Origin of the sequence: Peribacillus psychrosaccharolyticus ATCC 23296 (assembly GCF_000305495.1) — a bacterium.
Taxonomy (GTDB): Bacteria; Bacillota; Bacilli; order Bacillales; family DSM-1321; genus Peribacillus; species Peribacillus psychrosaccharolyticus.
This window is the reverse complement of record NZ_AJTN02000023.1, coordinates 1-17,644: the sequence shown is the minus strand read 5'-3', so window position 1 is coordinate 17,644 and position 17,644 is coordinate 1. Positions and strand designations below refer to the sequence as shown.

Sequence of the window (17,644 nt, the reverse complement as noted above, 5' to 3'; positions counted from 1 at the left end):
TACTATTAAGTATTAAAAGGGGAAGCTGCAGCGATTCATCGTGAGAATATTGATTTCAAAGAAGGATATATTAATGTGGATAAATCATTAGATTTTCAAACTAAAGAAGGTGAGCCTCGTTTCGGGGATACTAGGAAGCGTTAGAAAGATTAAGATGAATGGTTCCCTAACTAAAGAACTGTACAAGCACATGGACTATTTAAACACTCAGAGGATTGTATTTAATGATAATTTTCATCATGAATTAGATTTAGTATTCCGTAGAGAAGTTGTTAATTTTCTTCCAAATAGTATATTATACAATGCATTCAATAGATCAATAAGAAAGCTGGATTAGAGGAACTACCTATAATGCTTTGAGACCACGCTGTTCTATTATTAGAGTCAGGGGCTAGTATGAAGTTTGTTCAAGAAAGTTAGGACAAAAAAAGCATCACATCTGATTTGTTTTCTATCAACAAATCAGCGGATACTTATGATTCAAATATTATAATTTGGTAGTCAAAGTAGTCAAATGTAGTGATTTTACATTGAAGTGTTTTTGACCACCAAATTATTTTTATCTAAACTGTTGGTATGACTAGGTTTTATAGATTAATACATGCTCATATATTGTTCGCGTTCCCATGGGTGTACTTGTGTGCGGAACATATCCCATTCGATTTCTTTCGCTTCAACGAAGTGTTCAAGGATGTGATCGCCAAGTGCGGAAGACATTACTGGGTCAGCTTTTAGAGTTTCTAGTGCTGCGTAAAGTGTTGCTGGAAGGTCAACGATGCCTTCTTCTTCGCGTTCTTCTTTAGTCATTACATAGATGTTACGGTCAACTGGTGCTGGCGGTGTTAATTCGTTTTTAATACCGTCAAGACCTGCTTTCAGTAATACTGCAAGGGCTAGGTATGGATTCGCTGCTGGATCGACGCTGCGTACTTCAACGCGTGTTGAGATGCCGCGTGATGCAGGAATACGAACTAGTGGTGAGCGGTTTTTAGATGACCAAGCCACATAACATGGTGCTTCGTATCCAGGTACTAGGCGTTTGTATGAGTTAACAGTTGGATTTGTGATCGCTGTGAAGCTTGGTGCATGCTTGATGATACCAGCGATAAATTGTTCAGCAGTTGTGCTTAGTTCTTGTTTTCCTTCTTTATCGTAGAATGCATTTTCATTTCCTTTGAATAGGGAAACGTTACAGTGCATGCCTGATCCGTTTACACCAAACAGTGGTTTTGGCATGAATGTCGCATGAAGGCCATGCTTACGAGCGATTGTTTTAACTACTAATTTAAACGTTTGGATATTATCACAAGCAGAGATAGCATCTGCATATTTGAAATCAATTTCATGTTGTCCTGGAGCTACTTCATGGTGAGACGCTTCAATTTCAAAGCCCATTTCCTCCAGCTCAAGTACGATATCACGACGGCAGTTTTCGCCAAGATCAGTTGGTGCTAAATCAAAATATCCGCCTTTATCATTAAGTTCTAGAGTTGGTTCTCCATTAGCATCTAGTTTGAAAAGGAAGAATTCCGGCTCAGGTCCTAAGTTGAAATTAGTGAAACCAAGTTCTTTTGCTTCTTGTAGAATTCGTTTAAGGTTGGCACGTGGATCTCCATCGAATGGTGTACCATCAGTGTTATAGATGTCACAGATTAAACGAGCTACTTTCCCTTTTTCAGATGTCCAAGGGAAGATTACCCATGTACTTAAGTCAGGATATAAATACATATCTGATTCTTCGATACGTACAAATCCTTCAATAGATGAACCATCAAACATCATTTTATTATCGAGAGCTTTTTCTAATTGGCTTACTGGAATTTCAACGTTTTTGATTGTTCCAAGAATATCTGTAAATTGAAGACGAATATACTTTACGTTTTCTTCCTTCGCTAAACGAGTGATATCTTCACGTGTGTACTTTGCCATTTTTCCAATTCCCCCTAGAAAGTTGTTTATTAATAATATTTTAATGGAAAAAACGTGACATGTCTCCTTGACGAAGTGATGTACGATTCTTCCCACCTTGTAAAAGTTCGGCTCGAAGCAGCTTGCGTAACTCTACATCTGTAAGGTCACGTCTTATTTTTTCAGCTTGCTTAATTGTTTCTGTTTCCACTTCAACTTCTTCTTTTACGGAAAAAATTTTTTTAATACCTGCTAAGTTAATTCCTTGTTCTAAAAGATCTTTAACTTCAAGTAGTCGATCGATGTCATTTAAAGAGAATAGCCGGCGGTTGCCTTCAGTTCTCATAGGAGTAATTAATTGATGCTCTTCGTAATAACGAATTTGGCGCGCGGACAACTCTGTCAGCTGCATCACAATTCCGATTGAGAAAAGAGGCATCGAACGCCGAATATTGTTGCCGCTCATCCTAGCATCCTCCTTTATTACCTATATTGTTTTCTTATAATTCCATCTTATTCTATGTAAGATAATATGTCAATTAAATGTTATGTTTTCTCACATTAATTTTTCTCACCGCCTCTTACTCTCTTATTAATTCCCTTTAGCATACGGTTCAAACAAGTAAATCCCTTACTCTAATTGAAAATAAAGGCACAAATTCCGCTCTCTTTCTACTAATCCTAAAAGAAAGATATTTTAAAGATTAGTAGCTTAAATGGCTCGTGACAATTTTTTAACTTACCTAAAAAACATGACGTGCGGATATCCGCACGTCATGAATATTAACCTACTGTGATTAATTTTTTCGATAGTAACGAATCTACCGCTGTTAGGACAGCAATTTTAACATGCTCATAGGTTAAACCACCTTGTACGTAGGCTACATAAGGTGCACGTGTTGGGCCATCAGCAGTTAATTCAATGCTGGCTCCTTGAATAAATGTTCCTGCGGCCATAATGACATCATCTTCGTAACCAGGCATATAAGCTGGGTATGGAGTAACATGTGAATTTACCGGTGATGAATATTGAATCGCTTGGCAGAAGGCTACCATCTTATCTTGGTCATCGAATTGGACCGATTGAATTAAATCGGTTCGATAGGCATCCCATTTCGGGTAAGTATTCATACCAAGCATCTCTAACAAAGCAGAGGTGAAAACAGCTCCTTTTAATGCTTGTCCGACTACATGCGGCGCCAAGAAAAAGCCCTGGTACATTTCTTGAAGGCTATATAATGATGCCCCTGCTTCCGCTCCAATTCCTGGTGAGGTTAATCGGTACGAGCAAGCTTCGACAAATGGCTTTTTACCGACAATATATCCACCTGTTTTCACTATACCGCCGCCAGGGTTTTTAATTAGTGATCCTGCCATCAGGTCTGCTCCCACATGGCATGGTTCTTGTTCTTCAACAAATTCCCCGTAGCAATTATCAACAAAAACAACTAATTCAGGGTTAATGGCTTTTACAAACTTAATCATTTCCTCAATTTCAGCAATCGTGAACGATGGACGCGTTGCATATCCTTTTGAACGCTGAATCCCAATCATCTTCGTTTTCGGCGTAATGGCCTTTTTCACACTATCAAAATCGACTTTTCCTGCTTCGGTTAACGCAACAGAATCATAGCCGATTTTGAATTCTTTCAACGAACCGGTTCCTTTACCGCGAATCCCCACAATTTCCTCAAGGGTATCATAAGGGGTTCCCGTGATATACAAAAGATCATCATCTGGACGAAGAATTCCAAATAAAGCAATGGAGATAGCATGTGTGCCGGAAATGATTTGCGGACGCACCAGCCCTGCCTCACCACCTAATACTTCCGCATAGATGCTTTCAAGCGTATCCCGTCCATTATCATCATAGCCATATCCAGTAGATGGAGTAAAATGAAAATCGCTTACCTGGTGATTTTGGAAGCTTTTTAGGACGCGAAATTGATTCGACTCCATACGCTCTTCTATTTTTTTATAGATAGGAGTAACTTTTGTTTCTGCTTCTGCCGTCAATTTTTTAAGTATTTCGCCGTTCTGTAAATATTGATACATTAAATTTTCCCCTTTATTTTGTATAATTCCCAAGTTGTCCTGTTAGTGGGTGATCGACTAAGCAAAATCCTTTGCATTCATAACGCTCATGTTCTTCATCAAAAATGAGCGACCGTAAAATCGTTTCATTTTTTAACTGTGAAAGTAATTTCCCTTCCGTCCCTGGGAGGTAAATATGATATGGCTCCATTTCTTCAATCACTTTTTCTTCTATTTTAGCTAGTATTAACTGTATATCTCTTTCATCATAGCTGCTCACCATCAAGGACTGCCCTTTTCCTTTAGATGCACGTAAAAAGTCGATATGGGTTAGATCCTTCTTATTATATAGGGTCATTTGTGGAATCTGACTGGCATCTATTTCCGTTAACAAATCATTCACCGTTTTTTCATGATTAAAATAGTCAGGGTTGGATGAATCCACGACATGCAGCAGATAATCCGCTTGACTGACTTCCTCAAGCGTCGAACGGAATGCTGCAACTAGTGAGGTTGGAAGATCTTGAATAAACCCAACCGTATCTGTTAGTAACACGGTAAATCCGCTTGGAAGAATCGCTTTTCGTGTCATTGGATCAAGTGTAGCAAATAAAAGGTTTTGTTCCAGCGAATCTGCTTCTGTTAACCGGTTAAATAATGTCGACTTCCCGGCATTGGTATAACCTACTATCGCAATTTGGAAGGCTTTATTTCGTTTTCTACGCTCCCGATAGCGTTCGCGGTGCTTAACCACGCCTTGCAGCAATCCTTTAATATCATCAATTTTACGCCGGATATGTCGACGATCTGTTTCAAGCTTGGTTTCCCCGGGTCCTCTCGTTCCAATACCTCCGCCGAGTCTTGACAGTTCTGTCCCCTGTCCAACGAGTCTTGGAAGCATATACTGTAGTTGCGCCAGCTCGACTTGCATCTTTCCTTCTCTTGATTGAGCACGCATCGCAAATATATCAAGGATCAGCTGCGTCCTATCAATAATCCGCGCATCAAACTCGCGTGAAAGATTCCGAATCTGACTTGGTGACAATTCATCGTTAAAAATAAACAAATCCGGTTCGAACTCTTCTTCAATCTGTTTAAGCTCCTCAACCTTGCCTTTTCCTATGTATGTAGATGGATGAACTCGATCGCGCTTTTGTGTGACCACAAGCAGGACCTCTCCATTTGCAGTTGTTGTTAATGACGCCAATTCATCTAGTGAATACTGATAACGAGTATCATCTTCTCTTGTTTGACAGCCTACTATAATAACCTTTTCTCTTTCTTTTTGTTCCATTTCATTCACCATCCTTATTTGCAGCTTTTTTCATCATACCAAATAAATGAAACGAACAAAACAATACCAGGTTATTCGCAGAGAAACTTTCCTCATTTCCCTTAGATTAAAACCTTAAAGAAATTCTATTTTGATGTCAAAGTATCTGACGCGGAGAGGATACTCTTAATATTCTGACGAGGTTTATTATGGAACATACTAATCATATTCAATCCAAAAAAATGCCGTTTCCTGCAGGAAAATATTATCAGCGTATGGAATCTTGGTGTGATCCAGTGCTGGAGGAATTCGCTCACAATATTCTAACGAGCTAATTTTTAAAATAAAAACGCTCAGGTACCAAACCCCTAGCAAATGGTTTGGTACCTGAGCTGGTTTTGCCTCTATTTAGCGGTGAACGTCATAAAGGTTTTCAGTTGTTCTCCCGGTTTCAGCATAACTAATTCTTCTTTCCGGTTTAATTCATTCGTATTGGCCATCCAAGGTTCGACACAAACAAAGTCCTGTCCCTCTTCAGTCCATAAATAGACCGGTTTAAATTCTTTCCCATATGTAATTGATAGGTTCTTCTGGCGATCCGGCAGTTCAAACGCGATTTCTTTTTTCACTGCATCTAATAAGGCAAGCGACTCTTTCTTTCCTGTCAAATCTAAGCCGTCAGACACCTGTTTGATGACTAAATCATTATAGTCGAGGTAGGTGGCAGCGTCCGTTTCATAGGCTAGATTCTTATGCGTTGTTTTAAAATATGGATGAAAACCAGCATAAAACGGCATTTCATCTGCGGACTTATTGCTATATTCCTGATGTATACTTACTGACTGTGCTTTTAAGACATAGGTAAAAATAACTTCAAAATCAAACGGATACGATTTTTTTGTTTCTTCATTGCTGGATAGGGATAATGTGATCGAAGCTGAATCATCCGTACTTGTATCAATTACTGTCCAAGGACTATTTCTTGCAAGTCCATGATTTTTCATTTGATACGTTTGCCCATTCCATTCATATTCTCCATTTGTCAATTGACCTGAAATCGGGAACAGAATTGGAATTCCGCCTCTGACATTGGCAGTTGAATTATAAAACGTCTCCTTATTGAGAAATAAGAGTTCTTCTCCGTTCACACCGAATCCAATAATCATGCCGCCTCTTTCTGGGGCAACCTTCACCCAAGAAGAAGTCGTTGAATCGCTTAACTCATAAATGGTATAGTTCTCATCTCTATAGTGTTTCACATCATACATAGCACTCCACCCTTTCCTATGAGCCTATCAATGGACAGGCAGTCATTATCGATCATTTAATAGGTAATTTCTGCGTTCATTTCTCTATAAGCTTATCTCATAAGCAACTTTGAGACAAATGTGAAAAAATAATTTTTTATTACCTTTAAAGTGGCTTGACGCAAGCTCAATACATGCTAAAATCATACGGTAATCATTAATTGAACAATGAGGGAATTTAATATGAGCTGGGAATTTTTAAGTATGATTGGAACCATTGCTTTTGCCATCAGCGGAGCAATTATTGCCATGGAAGAAGAATACGATATACTTGGCATCTATATACTTGGAATCGTTACTGCCTTTGGCGGGGGAGCGGTTCGGAATTTATTAATCGGTGTACCTGTTTCCGCTCTTTGGGATCAAAGCATCTACTTCACCATTGCCCTTATATCCATAACCGCTGTGATGATGTTTCCCGGAAACCTACTAAAGCATTGGAGCAAATGGGGAAACTTCACGGATGCGATTGGCCTTGCCGCCTTTGCGATACAAGGTGCCTTATACGCGGCAGACATGAAGCATCCGATGAGTGCGATTATAGTAGCAGCTGTTCTGACCGGAAGCGGCGGCGGGATTATCCGTGATATTCTCGCAGGACGGAAACCGCTTGTACTAAAAGATGAAATATATGCAGTTTGGGCCATTCTAGCCGGCCTGATCATCGGTATGGGGGCAGCTACGGATTCGTGGCACTTGTATTTATTATTTGCAGTCATAACTGCACTGCGGGTTTTATCTTATACGTACAAATGGAAACTGCCGCAAAAGAGACTTACCCCATCACGGTAATGAATCTTTTAGATCATATTAAAAAGGATAGGCAGCTAAGCTTGCCTATCCTTTTTGTTTCTTATAGAGTGATCCTAGCAAAGGTAAGTATGGCTTGTGGATCAAAACCTAGAACCCAGTTTCCATTTACTTTAATTTGGGGTACACCCATTTGTCCTGTTTGTTCAACCAGGCGCTGCGCTTCTGCATAATCCGCCTGAACGTTAATTTCTTGAAAGGGTAATCCTTGTTCAGTTAAGAAATTTTTTGCTTGAGTGCAATATGGACAGGTATCGGTTGTATATAAGAGAATTTCATTTTCCATCGTTTCTCCACCTTTACTCGTTTTTAAGTACAATTAAATCATTTCCCGGCTATAAGAATCATGGCTTAGGTTCGTAACGTTCGTGCGGCCTTTTACTCCGACTCAGAAAAATCAGCTGGAAGTGTGCCTAATGATATGTTTATTCATGGTCTCGTTCTTTCGTGTCTATACGCAAACACGTTCTGTGCTTCAGATAAAAGGTCACCTGATCCTTATATCTTTATCTACCCCGTTTATTTACTCTTCTAACTTCTTTTCTATGATGATAACTACGCAGATACAGATACTTATTCCATATCTTAATAGACCAAGCTATATGTTTGGTAATCTATTGGTGAAGTTAGGGGGAAAAATGCTTGGGGAACCTGCTCAAAAGGAATACACACGTAATCCTAGTGTTATTATTGCTCAAGGTATTCTCGAATCAGGTTGGGAAACTAGTGAACTTTAAATCAGGGAACCAATTAAATAATAACTCTACAATCTTTGTCGGTCAGAAATTAAAATAATAATGCTTTCCATTACTTAAAGCCTTCATTTAAATGAGCAATGGATTTCCATTGCTCATTTTTAATATCGTTTGCATTTCTTTTATCTGTACATGTATTATGCCTATTTAGTGATCATCATTTAACCCTAAATCCCTGCTCTTTAATGTAATTAATTCATTCCGTTCATACGAGTTATCAAGTAACAGCCTCATAGCTTGTGCGCGTATCGCTTTTTCAATTATATTTCTCACATACCGTCCATTTGAAAATGTAGTTTGTGTAGCTTTAATAAATCCTAAATGGTCTTTCAATTTAATTTTAGCATTATGACTCAGGATATATTCTCTTTCCTCTAACATCATATCGGCAATTTCCATTAGTTGATCGATCGTGTAATCTGGAAAACTGATAACGAGGGGAAATCTCGACTGAAGCCCTGGATTTAAAGTCAAGAAAAAGTCCATCTCCTTTGAGTACCCTGCAAGGATTAGAACAAATTCGTGCTGCTTATCTTCCATATGTTTGACAAGACTATCTATTGCTTCCTTTCCAAAATCTTTCTCGCCGCCTCTGCCTAACGAATAGGCTTCATCAATAAATAATATCCCACCCATTGCCTTCTTAATTAATTCCCTGGTTTTCTGTGCCGTGTGGCCTATATATTCCCCAACAAGATCAGCTCTCTCAGCCTCAATCAAATGTCCCTTTGGCAAAACGCCCATTTTCAGAAAAAGTTTACCGATTAACCTAGCCACAGTAGTTTTTCCTGTTCCTGGATTGCCTTTGAACATCATATGTAAACCTTGTCTTTCCGCTTTAATATTTTTTTCTTCACGTTTTTTATTAATATAGATCCATGCGTAAATTTCTTTGATGACCTTCTTCATGCTATCTAAACCAACTAATGCTGACAATTCATCTTCGATTTCCTTTAAGGCAACATGTTGTGAAGGAATCTTTCTCTCGTATATATCGGGAAACAATATCTCATTATCTTTATCAGGTACATTTCGCTTTTCTCCATTTAAAACGACTTTAATTTGGCCGCTATTTGTTTTATGAATAGGACGATCCAACGTTTTTCACCTCTCAACTTAAAACACAAACTCTTCATTTATTTATATTCATTAATTCAGCAATAAGTATCTTTAATTAAACCAAAAATGCTGAGACTGATTAAACGGCGCTCAAACCTTACGTAATCCAACAGTATTAAAAATCCACATAATCAGACAATACCCCCGTCTAAACGCCATCTCAGCAAAATAACTGTCGTTTCCTGCGCTTTCCCAAGAAATAATCCGAATTTTGACCAAAATAAAAACAGGCAATGTATCATTGCCCGTTTACATATTCATAGTACTTATTTATTCTTTTACTTCAAAATCAATTTGAACGTTGCGCTGCGGCGCAAATGTGGAAATCGCATGTTTGAAGACTAATTGTTGTTTTCCTTCGGATTCAAATAATACGGTGAAGTTATCAAATCCCTTAATTTGCCCCCGGATTTGAAAACCGTTTAATAAAAACACGGTAACATATGTACTTTCTTTACGTAATTGATTTAAAAATTGATCTTGAATATTCACCGATTGTTTCATTTTATATCCTCCTTTTTCTCTCTACTTGTATTAATTCGCTTAAAGTGAAAGCTTTCCTGCTATAAATTCAGATATTTCATCTCTTTTTTTCGAAAATTTTTCGGTCTCGGTCATATCAAACCAGTTAACAGCCATTTTATTCCTAAACCATGTTAGTTGTCTCTTGGCATAGCGGCGCGAATTCTGCTTTATGGATTCAACCGCTTCATTCTGCGAGATTTTCCCATCTAAATACTCATATAGTTCTTTGTACCCAATCGCTTGAATAGATTGGCAATCACGTAATCCGCGTTTATAAAAATGCTCAACTTCAGTGAACAACCCTTGTTCTACCATGAGATTCACACGTTGATTAATTCGGTCATACAGTTTATCGCGGTCCATCGTTAATCCAATTAATGCTGTTTCATACTTCATTTCGTCTGGCTGGCTCAGAAGCTGTTGACTCATCGTCGAACCTGTACAATGGTAAATTTCCAGTGCACGAATTACACGTCGAACATTATTAGGATGTATTCGGTCTGCACTTTCTGGATCAATCGACCGCAATTTACTTATCACATGTTCTATTCCTTTTTCAGCGACTTCGTTTTCAAGCTGCTCGCGGTAAGCTGGGTCGGATTGCGCTTCTGAAAACTTATAATCATAGATGACAGACTGGATATATAATCCTGTTCCCCCAACGATTATTGGCAATTTCCCTCTACTGTGTATGTCCGCAATTATTTGATTCGCTCTTTCCTGGAATTCGGCTGCGCTAAATGGTTCACTTGGTTCTTTAATATCGATTAAATGGTGAGGGATTCCCTGCATTTCGTTCGTTGAAATCTTCGCCGTACCAATATCCATTCCTTTATAGACTTGCATAGAATCTCCACTGATAATCTCACCATTGTAGAGTTGTGCTAAATCAATGCTAAGTTTCGTTTTTCCAACTGCTGTCGGACCAATAATAACAAGTAATTTCTCTTTCATTTGTGTCAACATTTTCACTGCCTTCGCTTTTCAGAAACAGCCATACTTGTTTATTGGAAACAAACATCTAAATAGTATAGCCCTTTTCTTCCTAATTTATACCATCAATTTCATTAATCTTCCCAGACACTATCCATTAACTTTTTCACTTCTTTTTTTCGTTTCAAGGTTTCATCTGAATCACGTTCCCACTTCCCATTCTTTAGGATGACAACATCGCTGACCCTGACACTATCTGCAAATAGATTTCGCTTAACATCTCTTGTTTTGCCATCCACTTCTATGACGGCATACTCACCTTCAAAACGGTCAACAATGCCTTTCATATCAACACTTCCTTATTTAGGGGTATTCAAATAGCTGACCATTCTGTTTCCACCATCAATGACCATTACCTTGCCGGCAGGTGTGATGATAATCTGGGCAGCACCTTGGACATCTACAAAGTGAACTTCAAGTTTAGCAGATTCATCTGTTTCGATTCCAATTTCTTCTTTATCCATTACCTTTTCAACCTTTTTTTCTACCTTTTCTATCTTTGGAGACTCCGTCTTTTCTTTGACTGTCTCCTTTTCACTTTGATTTACTTCCTGTTTCACTGCAGGAGAGGTAGTCGTCTCACTTGGCAGCATAGCCCCGCTTTGCTTTTATTCTTTAATTTTAATAATTTAACATTTCCTTTGATAATTCCTAATAACCCAAAAAAGAACCCGGTTAAAGCTGCAAGCACTAAGATGATTGCGATTCCAGTCATGTTGTAATGTTCTCCTTTTGGTTCGTACTTGTCACCTTCATACTATCAGAAAGAAGGCCGTAATTCATCCGCTTAAATTTGTTTTTTTCCTAGCTTTCTTTCAACTCATCTTCAATTAAAGGCCTGATTCATACTCTGGTGACCGATTCCATCCACCTCAGACCAATTAGCTGCGTAATATAAAACTTTAACTTTTAGGGGTCACTTCAAATCGGGGGGGTATTTTCACCCGTTTTCTTTATAAATCCATTTTATTCCCGTCTGAGTTGAGGTTATTCCCGTCTCGGACCAACTTATTCCCGTCTCACATGCAACTATTCCCGTCTGAGAGGGCCGTATTCCCGTCTGGCCCCTTTTAACACGTCAAATATACCAGGTGGGGTATAATGTTAAGGAGATTCCAGCTTTGTTTGACTTATGCGGCATGAACAAAGGGGATTTTCCTGCTACACCTCAGATAAAAAAGCTGCCCTAAAAGGTTCATCCTATGAATCTTTTAGGGCAGTCTAGATCAAGCTGTATAATTGGTCGATGTCATTTCAGTCGGTTTCTGATTGTTCGCTGCATTTGTAAAGGGATCATACATTTTTTCTTTAATAAATATGGCTGGAATAATCCCTGCAAGTGCATAGGCAATTCCGAGTGATGCCAAACCGAAGCCAATGGATTTTGATTCCGCAATCACCCCGATAATCATCGGCGCCATTGCTGCTCCTATTCGGCCGATATTATACGCCCCGCCTACAGCCGTCCCGCGGATGTTTGTAGGAAAGCTTTCACTCATATACGTAGAATTAACGGCATATGGCATTCCATATAGAAATCCGAGGATGGTTAGAAGCGCAATAATATTGCCTGGTGTATTGTACAGGTATACAATTGGCAGACATAACCCTGTCGACAAACCACCGATAATATACATGGTTTTACGTCCAAATTTATCGGCCAGCCAACCAGTTATAATTTTCCCTAAAATCATGGCTGAATAGGTACCAATTAAATAACCAGTCATTTTCGTAAAGGCAAATCCTAATTCACTGACAAGGTATGTAGGCAGCCAGCTGCCCAAGCCGTAATATCCAAATTGGAGAAATGTTGAGGTTAGAATCCAGAATAGAAAGATATTTCTTGTTTTTGGATTGGTAAATAGTGTCGCCCATTCATTTTTATTCACTTTAGCTGCTTTTCGTTTTTTCACTTCTTCTCTCCAGCCCTCAGGCTCTGGGAGATTATATCGTATATATAAGGCAAGAATGACCGGTACAACAGCAATAAAATATAACGGTCTCCAGCCATAAACCGGCAGAATCGCTCCTGCAAGTAACGCTGCAATTAAATAGCCAACCGAATATGCAGCTTGCAATGTCCCAAGAATCGTCGTCCGTTTTTTGGTTGGAACATACTCAGCCATTAACATTGTACAGATACTATATTCTGCCCCAATACCAACCGCTGAAATAAAGCGGATGACAATAAATTGTTCATAGGTTTGGGCAAATCCTAATGCGGCGGTTCCGATAGAAAAGAGAACCATCATCCAAGCGGCCATCTTTACTCTCCCGTAACGATCTGACAGCCACCCTCCCATGATTCCACCTAGCGCCATGCCCATTAAAGACCACGTACTAATGACTCCGGCTGCCGTTTTGGTGATATTGAATTCATCCATTAAAGCGGGCATTGTTAAAGACAACATCTGCAAATCCATTCCATCAACCATTAACCCAAGAAAACAAGAAACAAAGACCACTATCCAGGTTTTTTTCCTTTAGCTTTTGCCATATAACCACCGCCTCTTTTATAGTGTAAAATACACAGGAGAAAATCAGATGATCTGCTTGTTTTTCAACTGTTGAATGTCTTCCGTTGAATAGCCTAGCTCACTTAGTACATCATCCGTATGTTCACCGAGAAGCGGCGGGTAATACCGGACGCTTTGGGGCGTATCACCCATTTTCACGGGAAAGCCGGGTACCTGAAGATTCTCAATGGTTGGATGTTGGATTGGAAGCATCATTTCTCTAGCCTTTGTGTGTGGATGGTTGAGGATTTGATCAATCGTGTGAATCGGACCACAGGGAACCCCATGACTGTCTAAAATCTCAAATAAGTCCTTACTTTCCCAAAAGATAAGTTTATCTGAAATCAGCTTGACCAATTCTACTCGATGGGCAACTCGATCAACGTTTTTCTCAAAGCGAACATCAGCTAGTAAATCATGCCATTCTAAAGCCATACAGCATTTTTTCCATAAACCGTCATTGGCTACAGCTAAGATAATATCCATATCTTTAGCTCGAAAGGCCTGATACGGAACAAGTGATGGGTGAGCAGAACCCATTTTCCCCGCAGGTTTCCCTGTTGCCATATAACCGGTTGCCATATGATTCAGCAAAGTAATTTGACCATCCAGCAAGCTGACATCAATAAATTGACCTTTTCCAGTTTTCTGTGCAGCGAATAACCCATTCATAATTCCGTATACAGCGAACAATCCAGTGGTTAAATCAACGATGGACATGCCTGCTTTAACAGGAGGTCCGCCCTCTTCACCCGTAATGCTCATCAATCCGCCAAATCCCTGCAGCAATAAATCATATCCCGCACGATTTTTTTCCGGTCCTGTTCTCCCAAATCCTGAGATCGAGCAAAAAATTAAACGTGGATTCACTTCCTTTAACTCCTCATAACCAAGACCAAGTTTCTCCATTGTGCCTGTTCGAAAGTTTTCTACTAAAATATCAGCATCTTGAACTAATTTCATAATGATTGCTTTGCCTTCTGTACTTTTTAGATCAACAGTGATGCTGCGCTTATTTCGATTAGAGGAAAGATAATAACAACTCTCATCATTCCAGGAGGGAGGGGTAAACCGTCTCGATTCATCCCCGCTTCCAGGTTGTTCCACTTTGATTACATCTGCCCCCATATCACCTAGCATCATCGTACAAAAAGGACCCGCTAGTGTTCGTGATAAATCCAGCACTTTCACTCCGTCTAATGGCTGCATTCTTCACAACTCCCTCCTGTTTAGTAATAATTGACTCCTATATGTTTCTTGCTCCTAGGCTTTTTCCGCCATCAACATGAAGGATCTGTCCCGTTATGTACCGCGCTTCTTCAGAAACAAAAAACAAGGCTGTGTTGGCAATATCCTTTGGTTGTCCAATCATTGGGGTAGGCTGTGCTTGGATTAGTCGTTCCTGGACATCTTTCCGTAAATTGCGTACCAGCGGTGTATCAATCAACCCAGGTGCAATACAATTCACCGTCACATTAAACTTGGCAAATTCCAGTGCCAGCGCTCGGGTCAAGCTGACTAACCCCCCTTTTGAAGCAGAATAATTAGATTGTCCGACTTGTCCTAGCCAGGCGCGGGAAGAAATATTAACAATCCGCCCATACTCCTGCTTCTTCATATGTCCCAGGACTGCTTTTGAACAGATCCAGGCTCCCTTTAGATTAATAGTAAGAACGAAATCAAAATCCTCTTCAGGCATCTTTAGAATTAAATTATCTCGGACCACACCTGTATTATTGATTAATCCATCAATACGGCCATATTTCTCGATAATTTTGGCTACCATACTCTCTACCTGCTCTGAATTCGTAATGTCTGCTTGTAGTCCGTCCGCTTGATAACCCTTTTCTCGTAAAGCCTGTGCACCTTTTTCCGCTTTTTCTCCATCGATGTCGTTAATCATAACGATTGCACCGTTTGCTGCCAGCTCTTCTGCAATTCCTTCCCCAATTCCACTGCCTGACCCAGTAATGAGCATCACTCGATTTTTTACATTCATATTTAGACTCCTCTCAGATTTCTATTCAACTAGCTTCTCAGATTTTCGTTTCATCATGATTGTCATCGTTCCCTTTTGAACTACTTCATTTTTTTGATTAAAAAGTAACACTTCACGCACTATAATTCCTCGATCTGCTTTCGAAGTTTCGCGTTTTTCGATAATTTTCATTTCAAAATGAATCGTGTCTCCAATAAACAAGGGACCTATGAACTTCCAATCAAGTCCTAAAAAAGCAATGACCGTCCCATCAAATACCCCTAAGCGCATAACGAGACCGCTAACCATAGACAATCCGAGCAGTCCGTGGGCGATACGTGTTCCGAAAATCGTTTCCTTAGCAAATTCTTCATCAGTGTGCAGTGGATTATAATCCCCGGACAATCCCGCAAAAACACTTACATCGGACTCAGTGACCGTCCGGCCTGGACTTGTAAATTCATCACCGATTGAAAAATCTTCATAATAGTGTGCCATCGGTTTCTCTCCTTCCTATTTATCTTACCTATCTAAATAGCCATTAAGCTGACGTAACACCTCACAAGATTCTTCCATGATTGAAGTGATGACATCTTGAACACTTTCGCAGCTGTTTATCCGTCCGATGGCTTGTCCAATTGAGAGAATACCAATTTCCGAATTTCCAGTGCTAAGCATCTTTTGATAGGCCTCACCCCCAATATAGGGCATCAATTCGTTAATGCCTGCCCCTTTTCGCTCGAGTTCAAGCACACTCTTAGCTGCGGCATTGTTATAAACTCGATTTGGCTTATTGATTGAGCGTTTAATAATAACGGTGTCACTTGTTCCAGCACGAAGCAGTTTTGTTTTAATAGCTTCTGGGAGCGGACATTCCTTTGTCATGACAAAGCGTGTTCCCATTTGCACGGCACCAGCTCCGAGCGCCAGTGCTGTCACAAGACCTTTCCCATCCGTTAATCCTCCAGCCGCAATAACCGGGATCTTCACAGCTTCGACAACCTGCGGGACAAGACTTAGGGTAGAAACATCATCTAATCCTGGATGTCCGCCGCATTCAAAGCCGACAATAACTACGGCATCACAGCCTAATTCCTCCGCTTTCTTAGCAAATTTCACAGAAGGTACCACATGAACGACAGTTATGCCAGCCTGTTTAAATTGTTCCATATATTGAACGGGTGAATAACCTGAAGTAAACACAATGCCGACTTCCGCGTTGACCACCGCTTCGACAAATTCATCCATCGGCCGGCGGATTCCAAGTGCCAAATTCACGCCAAATGGTTTCGTTGTCTTTTTTCGCACCATTTCAATATCTTGATAGAATTCTTTAGTCGATGCATACGACCCAGCTGTTAGCAGACCTAGACCTCCTGCTTCTGAAACAGCTGAAACAAGAGGCTCAATCCCTAGTCCCTGCAGACCGCCTTGAATAATCGGATACTCAATGGCTAGCAACTCGGTGACGGCTGTTTTGAACATCATGATCAGCTTCTTTCCTATTCATTCTTTCAATTAAACATGCCAACGATCTCGAGATTTTTCCTTATACGTAAACGAGATTGGCTTTCATTTTAATGACTATCTGCTCTTTGCGTTCATTCGAGAGAATTAAACTGCATAACGAGATTTGGGATAAAGCATTGGATTAAAAGCTCTCATCTACTACTCTCATTCATGACTATCCAAGCTGCTCTATACTCACCCTCAATTGTTCGCGAAAATCGGGATGCGCAATCGATAGTAATGCTTGTGCACGCTCTTTTAGCGACTTGCCGAATAGTTCTGCTGCCCCATACTCCGTTACGATATAATCAATTTCGGACTTTAACGAAGTGACAAAGGGTATTTCCGCCTTAATGCGTGATTCAGTCCCATTCTTAGCTGTGGACGGGAGAGCAATTATGGCCTTTCCTCCCTTTGATAAACGGGCACCATGGATAAAATCCATTTGTCCGCCCACGCCTGCCACGGGATACTTTCCAACCTGCTCAGCGTTTACCTGACCAAATAGATCAACTTCAAGAGCAGAATTGATGCTATGAAAGCGACTCAATTTTGAAATCACCGCTGGGTTGTGGGTATATTCACTTGGATGGAGCTCAAAAGCACGATTTCGATTCGCATAACGGTACAATTCCTCTGTACCTGTCAGTGTCGCACACACCGTGATATGGCGGTTAATTTCCTTTGCTTCATTGGTAATGACACCTTTTTCAATTAACTCAATGACTGGATCGGTAATCGATCCTGAATGAATACCGAGCCCCTTTTTCCCTTGAAGAGCTTGAAGGATACTGTCAGAAACACTGCCGACTCCAACTTGGATTACTGAATAATCTGGGACAAGGGACGCAACATGTCTGCCGATTGCTCGTTCTACCTCTGTCGGTTCTTTGCGCTTGATCTCAAGCATTGGCCGA

The 17,644-nt window shown here is 40.1% G+C and carries 20 protein-coding genes; 3 read left to right on the top strand and 17 right to left on the bottom strand.

The window, feature by feature from the left end; translation table 11 throughout:
* Positions 1-594 precede the first annotated feature (594 nt).
* The 4 genes from glnA to hflX all read right to left on the bottom strand — a co-directional run bounded on the left by glnA (position 595) and on the right by hflX (position 5,236).
* A complete protein-coding gene (glnA, locus tag WYK_RS03235) occupies positions 595-1,929 on the bottom strand; it encodes a type I glutamate--ammonia ligase (protein ID WP_040373166.1) in 1,335 nt (444 codons plus the stop codon).
* 40 nt (positions 1,930-1,969) lie between these two features.
* Positions 1,970-2,374, bottom strand: a complete 405-nt coding sequence (locus tag WYK_RS03230) for a MerR family transcriptional regulator (protein WP_040373165.1) — start codon at positions 2,372-2,374, stop codon at positions 1,970-1,972.
* Positions 2,375-2,691: 317 nt separating this feature from the next.
* A complete protein-coding gene (locus tag WYK_RS03225; RefSeq protein WP_040373164.1) occupies positions 2,692-3,963 on the bottom strand; it encodes a methionine gamma-lyase family protein in 1,272 nt (423 codons plus the stop codon).
* A gap of 13 nt (positions 3,964-3,976) precedes the next feature.
* Entirely contained in the window at positions 3,977-5,236 is a 1,260-nt protein-coding gene (gene hflX / locus WYK_RS03220; RefSeq protein ID WP_040373163.1) for a GTPase HflX, read from the bottom strand.
* A gap of 188 nt (positions 5,237-5,424) precedes the next feature.
* Between hflX and WYK_RS25960 the strand changes: the two genes are divergently transcribed.
* On the top strand, positions 5,425-5,550 hold the full coding sequence (locus tag WYK_RS25960) for a hypothetical protein (protein ID WP_268870029.1): 126 nt from the start codon (positions 5,425-5,427) through the stop codon (positions 5,548-5,550).
* Between the two features lie 69 nt (positions 5,551-5,619).
* On the opposite strand, the gene WYK_RS03215 is transcribed toward WYK_RS25960, so the two are convergent.
* Entirely contained in the window at positions 5,620-6,483 is an 864-nt protein-coding gene (locus WYK_RS03215) for an aldose epimerase family protein (protein WP_040373162.1), read from the bottom strand.
* Between the two features lie 222 nt (positions 6,484-6,705).
* Between WYK_RS03215 and WYK_RS03210 the strand changes: the two genes are divergently transcribed.
* Positions 6,706-7,314 (top strand): trimeric intracellular cation channel family protein, encoded by a 609-nt coding sequence (locus tag WYK_RS03210; protein ID WP_040373161.1) that lies wholly within the window; start codon positions 6,706-6,708, stop codon positions 7,312-7,314.
* Between the two features lie 61 nt (positions 7,315-7,375).
* On the opposite strand, the gene WYK_RS03205 is transcribed toward WYK_RS03210, so the two are convergent.
* Complete coding sequence (locus WYK_RS03205) at positions 7,376-7,618, bottom strand: glutaredoxin family protein (protein WP_040373160.1); 243 nt, start codon at positions 7,616-7,618, stop codon at positions 7,376-7,378.
* A 352-nt stretch (positions 7,619-7,970) separates the two neighbouring features.
* Here WYK_RS03205 and WYK_RS24765 point away from each other — a divergent pair, with 352 nt between their 5' ends.
* Positions 7,971-8,069, top strand: a complete 99-nt coding sequence (locus WYK_RS24765) for a glucosaminidase domain-containing protein (RefSeq protein WP_161629096.1) — start codon at positions 7,971-7,973, stop codon at positions 8,067-8,069.
* 165 nt (positions 8,070-8,234) lie between these two features.
* On the opposite strand, the gene spoVK is transcribed toward WYK_RS24765, so the two are convergent.
* The 11 genes from spoVK to WYK_RS03145 form a co-directional block, all read right to left on the bottom strand.
* Positions 8,235-9,185 carry a stage V sporulation protein K gene (spoVK, locus tag WYK_RS03195; RefSeq protein WP_040373158.1) on the bottom strand — a complete coding sequence of 317 codons (951 nt, stop codon included), beginning with the start codon at positions 9,183-9,185 and terminating at the stop codon, positions 8,235-8,237.
* A gap of 291 nt (positions 9,186-9,476) precedes the next feature.
* Positions 9,477-9,710 (bottom strand): RNA chaperone Hfq, encoded by a 234-nt coding sequence (hfq, locus tag WYK_RS03190; protein ID WP_040373157.1) that lies wholly within the window; start codon positions 9,708-9,710, stop codon positions 9,477-9,479.
* Positions 9,711-9,749: 39 nt separating this feature from the next.
* Positions 9,750-10,685 (bottom strand): tRNA (adenosine(37)-N6)-dimethylallyltransferase MiaA, encoded by a 936-nt coding sequence (gene miaA / locus WYK_RS03185; RefSeq protein ID WP_040373168.1) that lies wholly within the window; start codon positions 10,683-10,685, stop codon positions 9,750-9,752.
* A gap of 113 nt (positions 10,686-10,798) precedes the next feature.
* Complete coding sequence (locus tag WYK_RS03180; protein ID WP_040373156.1) at positions 10,799-11,011, bottom strand: DUF3006 domain-containing protein; 213 nt, start codon at positions 11,009-11,011, stop codon at positions 10,799-10,801.
* Positions 11,012-11,023: 12 nt separating this feature from the next.
* Positions 11,024-11,317, bottom strand: coding sequence for a hypothetical protein (locus WYK_RS03175; protein WP_152526392.1), 294 nt, complete (start codon positions 11,315-11,317; stop codon positions 11,024-11,026).
* Positions 11,318-11,950: 633 nt separating this feature from the next.
* A complete protein-coding gene (locus WYK_RS03170; protein WP_268870028.1) occupies positions 11,951-13,189 on the bottom strand; it encodes an MFS transporter in 1,239 nt (412 codons plus the stop codon).
* A 75-nt stretch (positions 13,190-13,264) separates the two neighbouring features.
* Positions 13,265-14,449, bottom strand: coding sequence for a CaiB/BaiF CoA transferase family protein (locus WYK_RS03165; protein WP_040373154.1), 1,185 nt, complete (start codon positions 14,447-14,449; stop codon positions 13,265-13,267).
* Positions 14,450-14,486: 37 nt separating this feature from the next.
* Positions 14,487-15,239 carry an SDR family NAD(P)-dependent oxidoreductase gene (locus tag WYK_RS03160; RefSeq protein WP_040373153.1) on the bottom strand — a complete coding sequence of 251 codons (753 nt, stop codon included), beginning with the start codon at positions 15,237-15,239 and terminating at the stop codon, positions 14,487-14,489.
* A gap of 21 nt (positions 15,240-15,260) precedes the next feature.
* Positions 15,261-15,716 (bottom strand): MaoC/PaaZ C-terminal domain-containing protein, encoded by a 456-nt coding sequence (locus WYK_RS03155; RefSeq protein WP_040373152.1) that lies wholly within the window; start codon positions 15,714-15,716, stop codon positions 15,261-15,263.
* Positions 15,717-15,740: 24 nt separating this feature from the next.
* Entirely contained in the window at positions 15,741-16,706 is a 966-nt protein-coding gene (locus WYK_RS03150) for an NAD(P)H-dependent flavin oxidoreductase (RefSeq protein ID WP_040373151.1), read from the bottom strand.
* A gap of 196 nt (positions 16,707-16,902) precedes the next feature.
* The coding region (locus WYK_RS03145) for an acetyl-CoA hydrolase/transferase family protein (protein ID WP_040373150.1) at positions 16,903-17,644 on the bottom strand (742 nt) is incomplete at its 5' end.

Excerpts from the sequence above, each read along its gene's own strand:
- glnA (WP_040373166.1), bottom strand. The coding sequence starts at position 1,929 with ATGGCAAAGTACACACGTGAAGATATCACTCGTTTAGCGAAGGAAGAA.
- WYK_RS03230 (WP_040373165.1), bottom strand. The coding sequence starts at position 2,374 with ATGAGCGGCAACAATATTCGGCGTTCGATGCCTCTTTTCTCAATCGGA.
- WYK_RS03225 (WP_040373164.1), bottom strand. The coding sequence starts at position 3,963 with ATGTATCAATATTTACAGAACGGCGAAATACTTAAAAAATTGACGGCA.
- hflX (WP_040373163.1), bottom strand. The coding sequence starts at position 5,236 with ATGGAACAAAAAGAAAGAGAAAAGGTTATTATAGTAGGCTGTCAAACA.
- WYK_RS25960 (WP_268870029.1), top strand. The coding sequence starts at position 5,425 with ATGGAACATACTAATCATATTCAATCCAAAAAAATGCCGTTTCCTGCA.
- WYK_RS03215 (WP_040373162.1), bottom strand. The coding sequence starts at position 6,483 with ATGTATGATGTGAAACACTATAGAGATGAGAACTATACCATTTATGAG.
- WYK_RS03210 (WP_040373161.1), top strand. The coding sequence starts at position 6,706 with ATGAGCTGGGAATTTTTAAGTATGATTGGAACCATTGCTTTTGCCATC.
- WYK_RS03205 (WP_040373160.1), bottom strand. The coding sequence starts at position 7,618 with ATGGAAAATGAAATTCTCTTATATACAACCGATACCTGTCCATATTGC.
- WYK_RS24765 (WP_161629096.1), top strand. The coding sequence starts at position 7,971 with ATGCTTGGGGAACCTGCTCAAAAGGAATACACACGTAATCCTAGTGTT.
- hfq (WP_040373157.1), bottom strand. The coding sequence starts at position 9,710 with ATGAAACAATCGGTGAATATTCAAGATCAATTTTTAAATCAATTACGT.
- miaA (WP_040373168.1), bottom strand. The coding sequence starts at position 10,685 with ATGAAAGAGAAATTACTTGTTATTATTGGTCCGACAGCAGTTGGAAAA.
- WYK_RS03180 (WP_040373156.1), bottom strand. The coding sequence starts at position 11,011 with ATGAAAGGCATTGTTGACCGTTTTGAAGGTGAGTATGCCGTCATAGAA.
- WYK_RS03175 (WP_152526392.1), bottom strand. The coding sequence starts at position 11,317 with ATGCTGCCAAGTGAGACGACTACCTCTCCTGCAGTGAAACAGGAAGTA.
- WYK_RS03165 (WP_040373154.1), bottom strand. The coding sequence starts at position 14,449 with ATGCAGCCATTAGACGGAGTGAAAGTGCTGGATTTATCACGAACACTA.
- WYK_RS03160 (WP_040373153.1), bottom strand. The coding sequence starts at position 15,239 with ATGAATGTAAAAAATCGAGTGATGCTCATTACTGGGTCAGGCAGTGGA.
- WYK_RS03155 (WP_040373152.1), bottom strand. The coding sequence starts at position 15,716 with ATGGCACACTATTATGAAGATTTTTCAATCGGTGATGAATTTACAAGT.
- WYK_RS03150 (WP_040373151.1), bottom strand. The coding sequence starts at position 16,706 with ATGATGTTCAAAACAGCCGTCACCGAGTTGCTAGCCATTGAGTATCCG.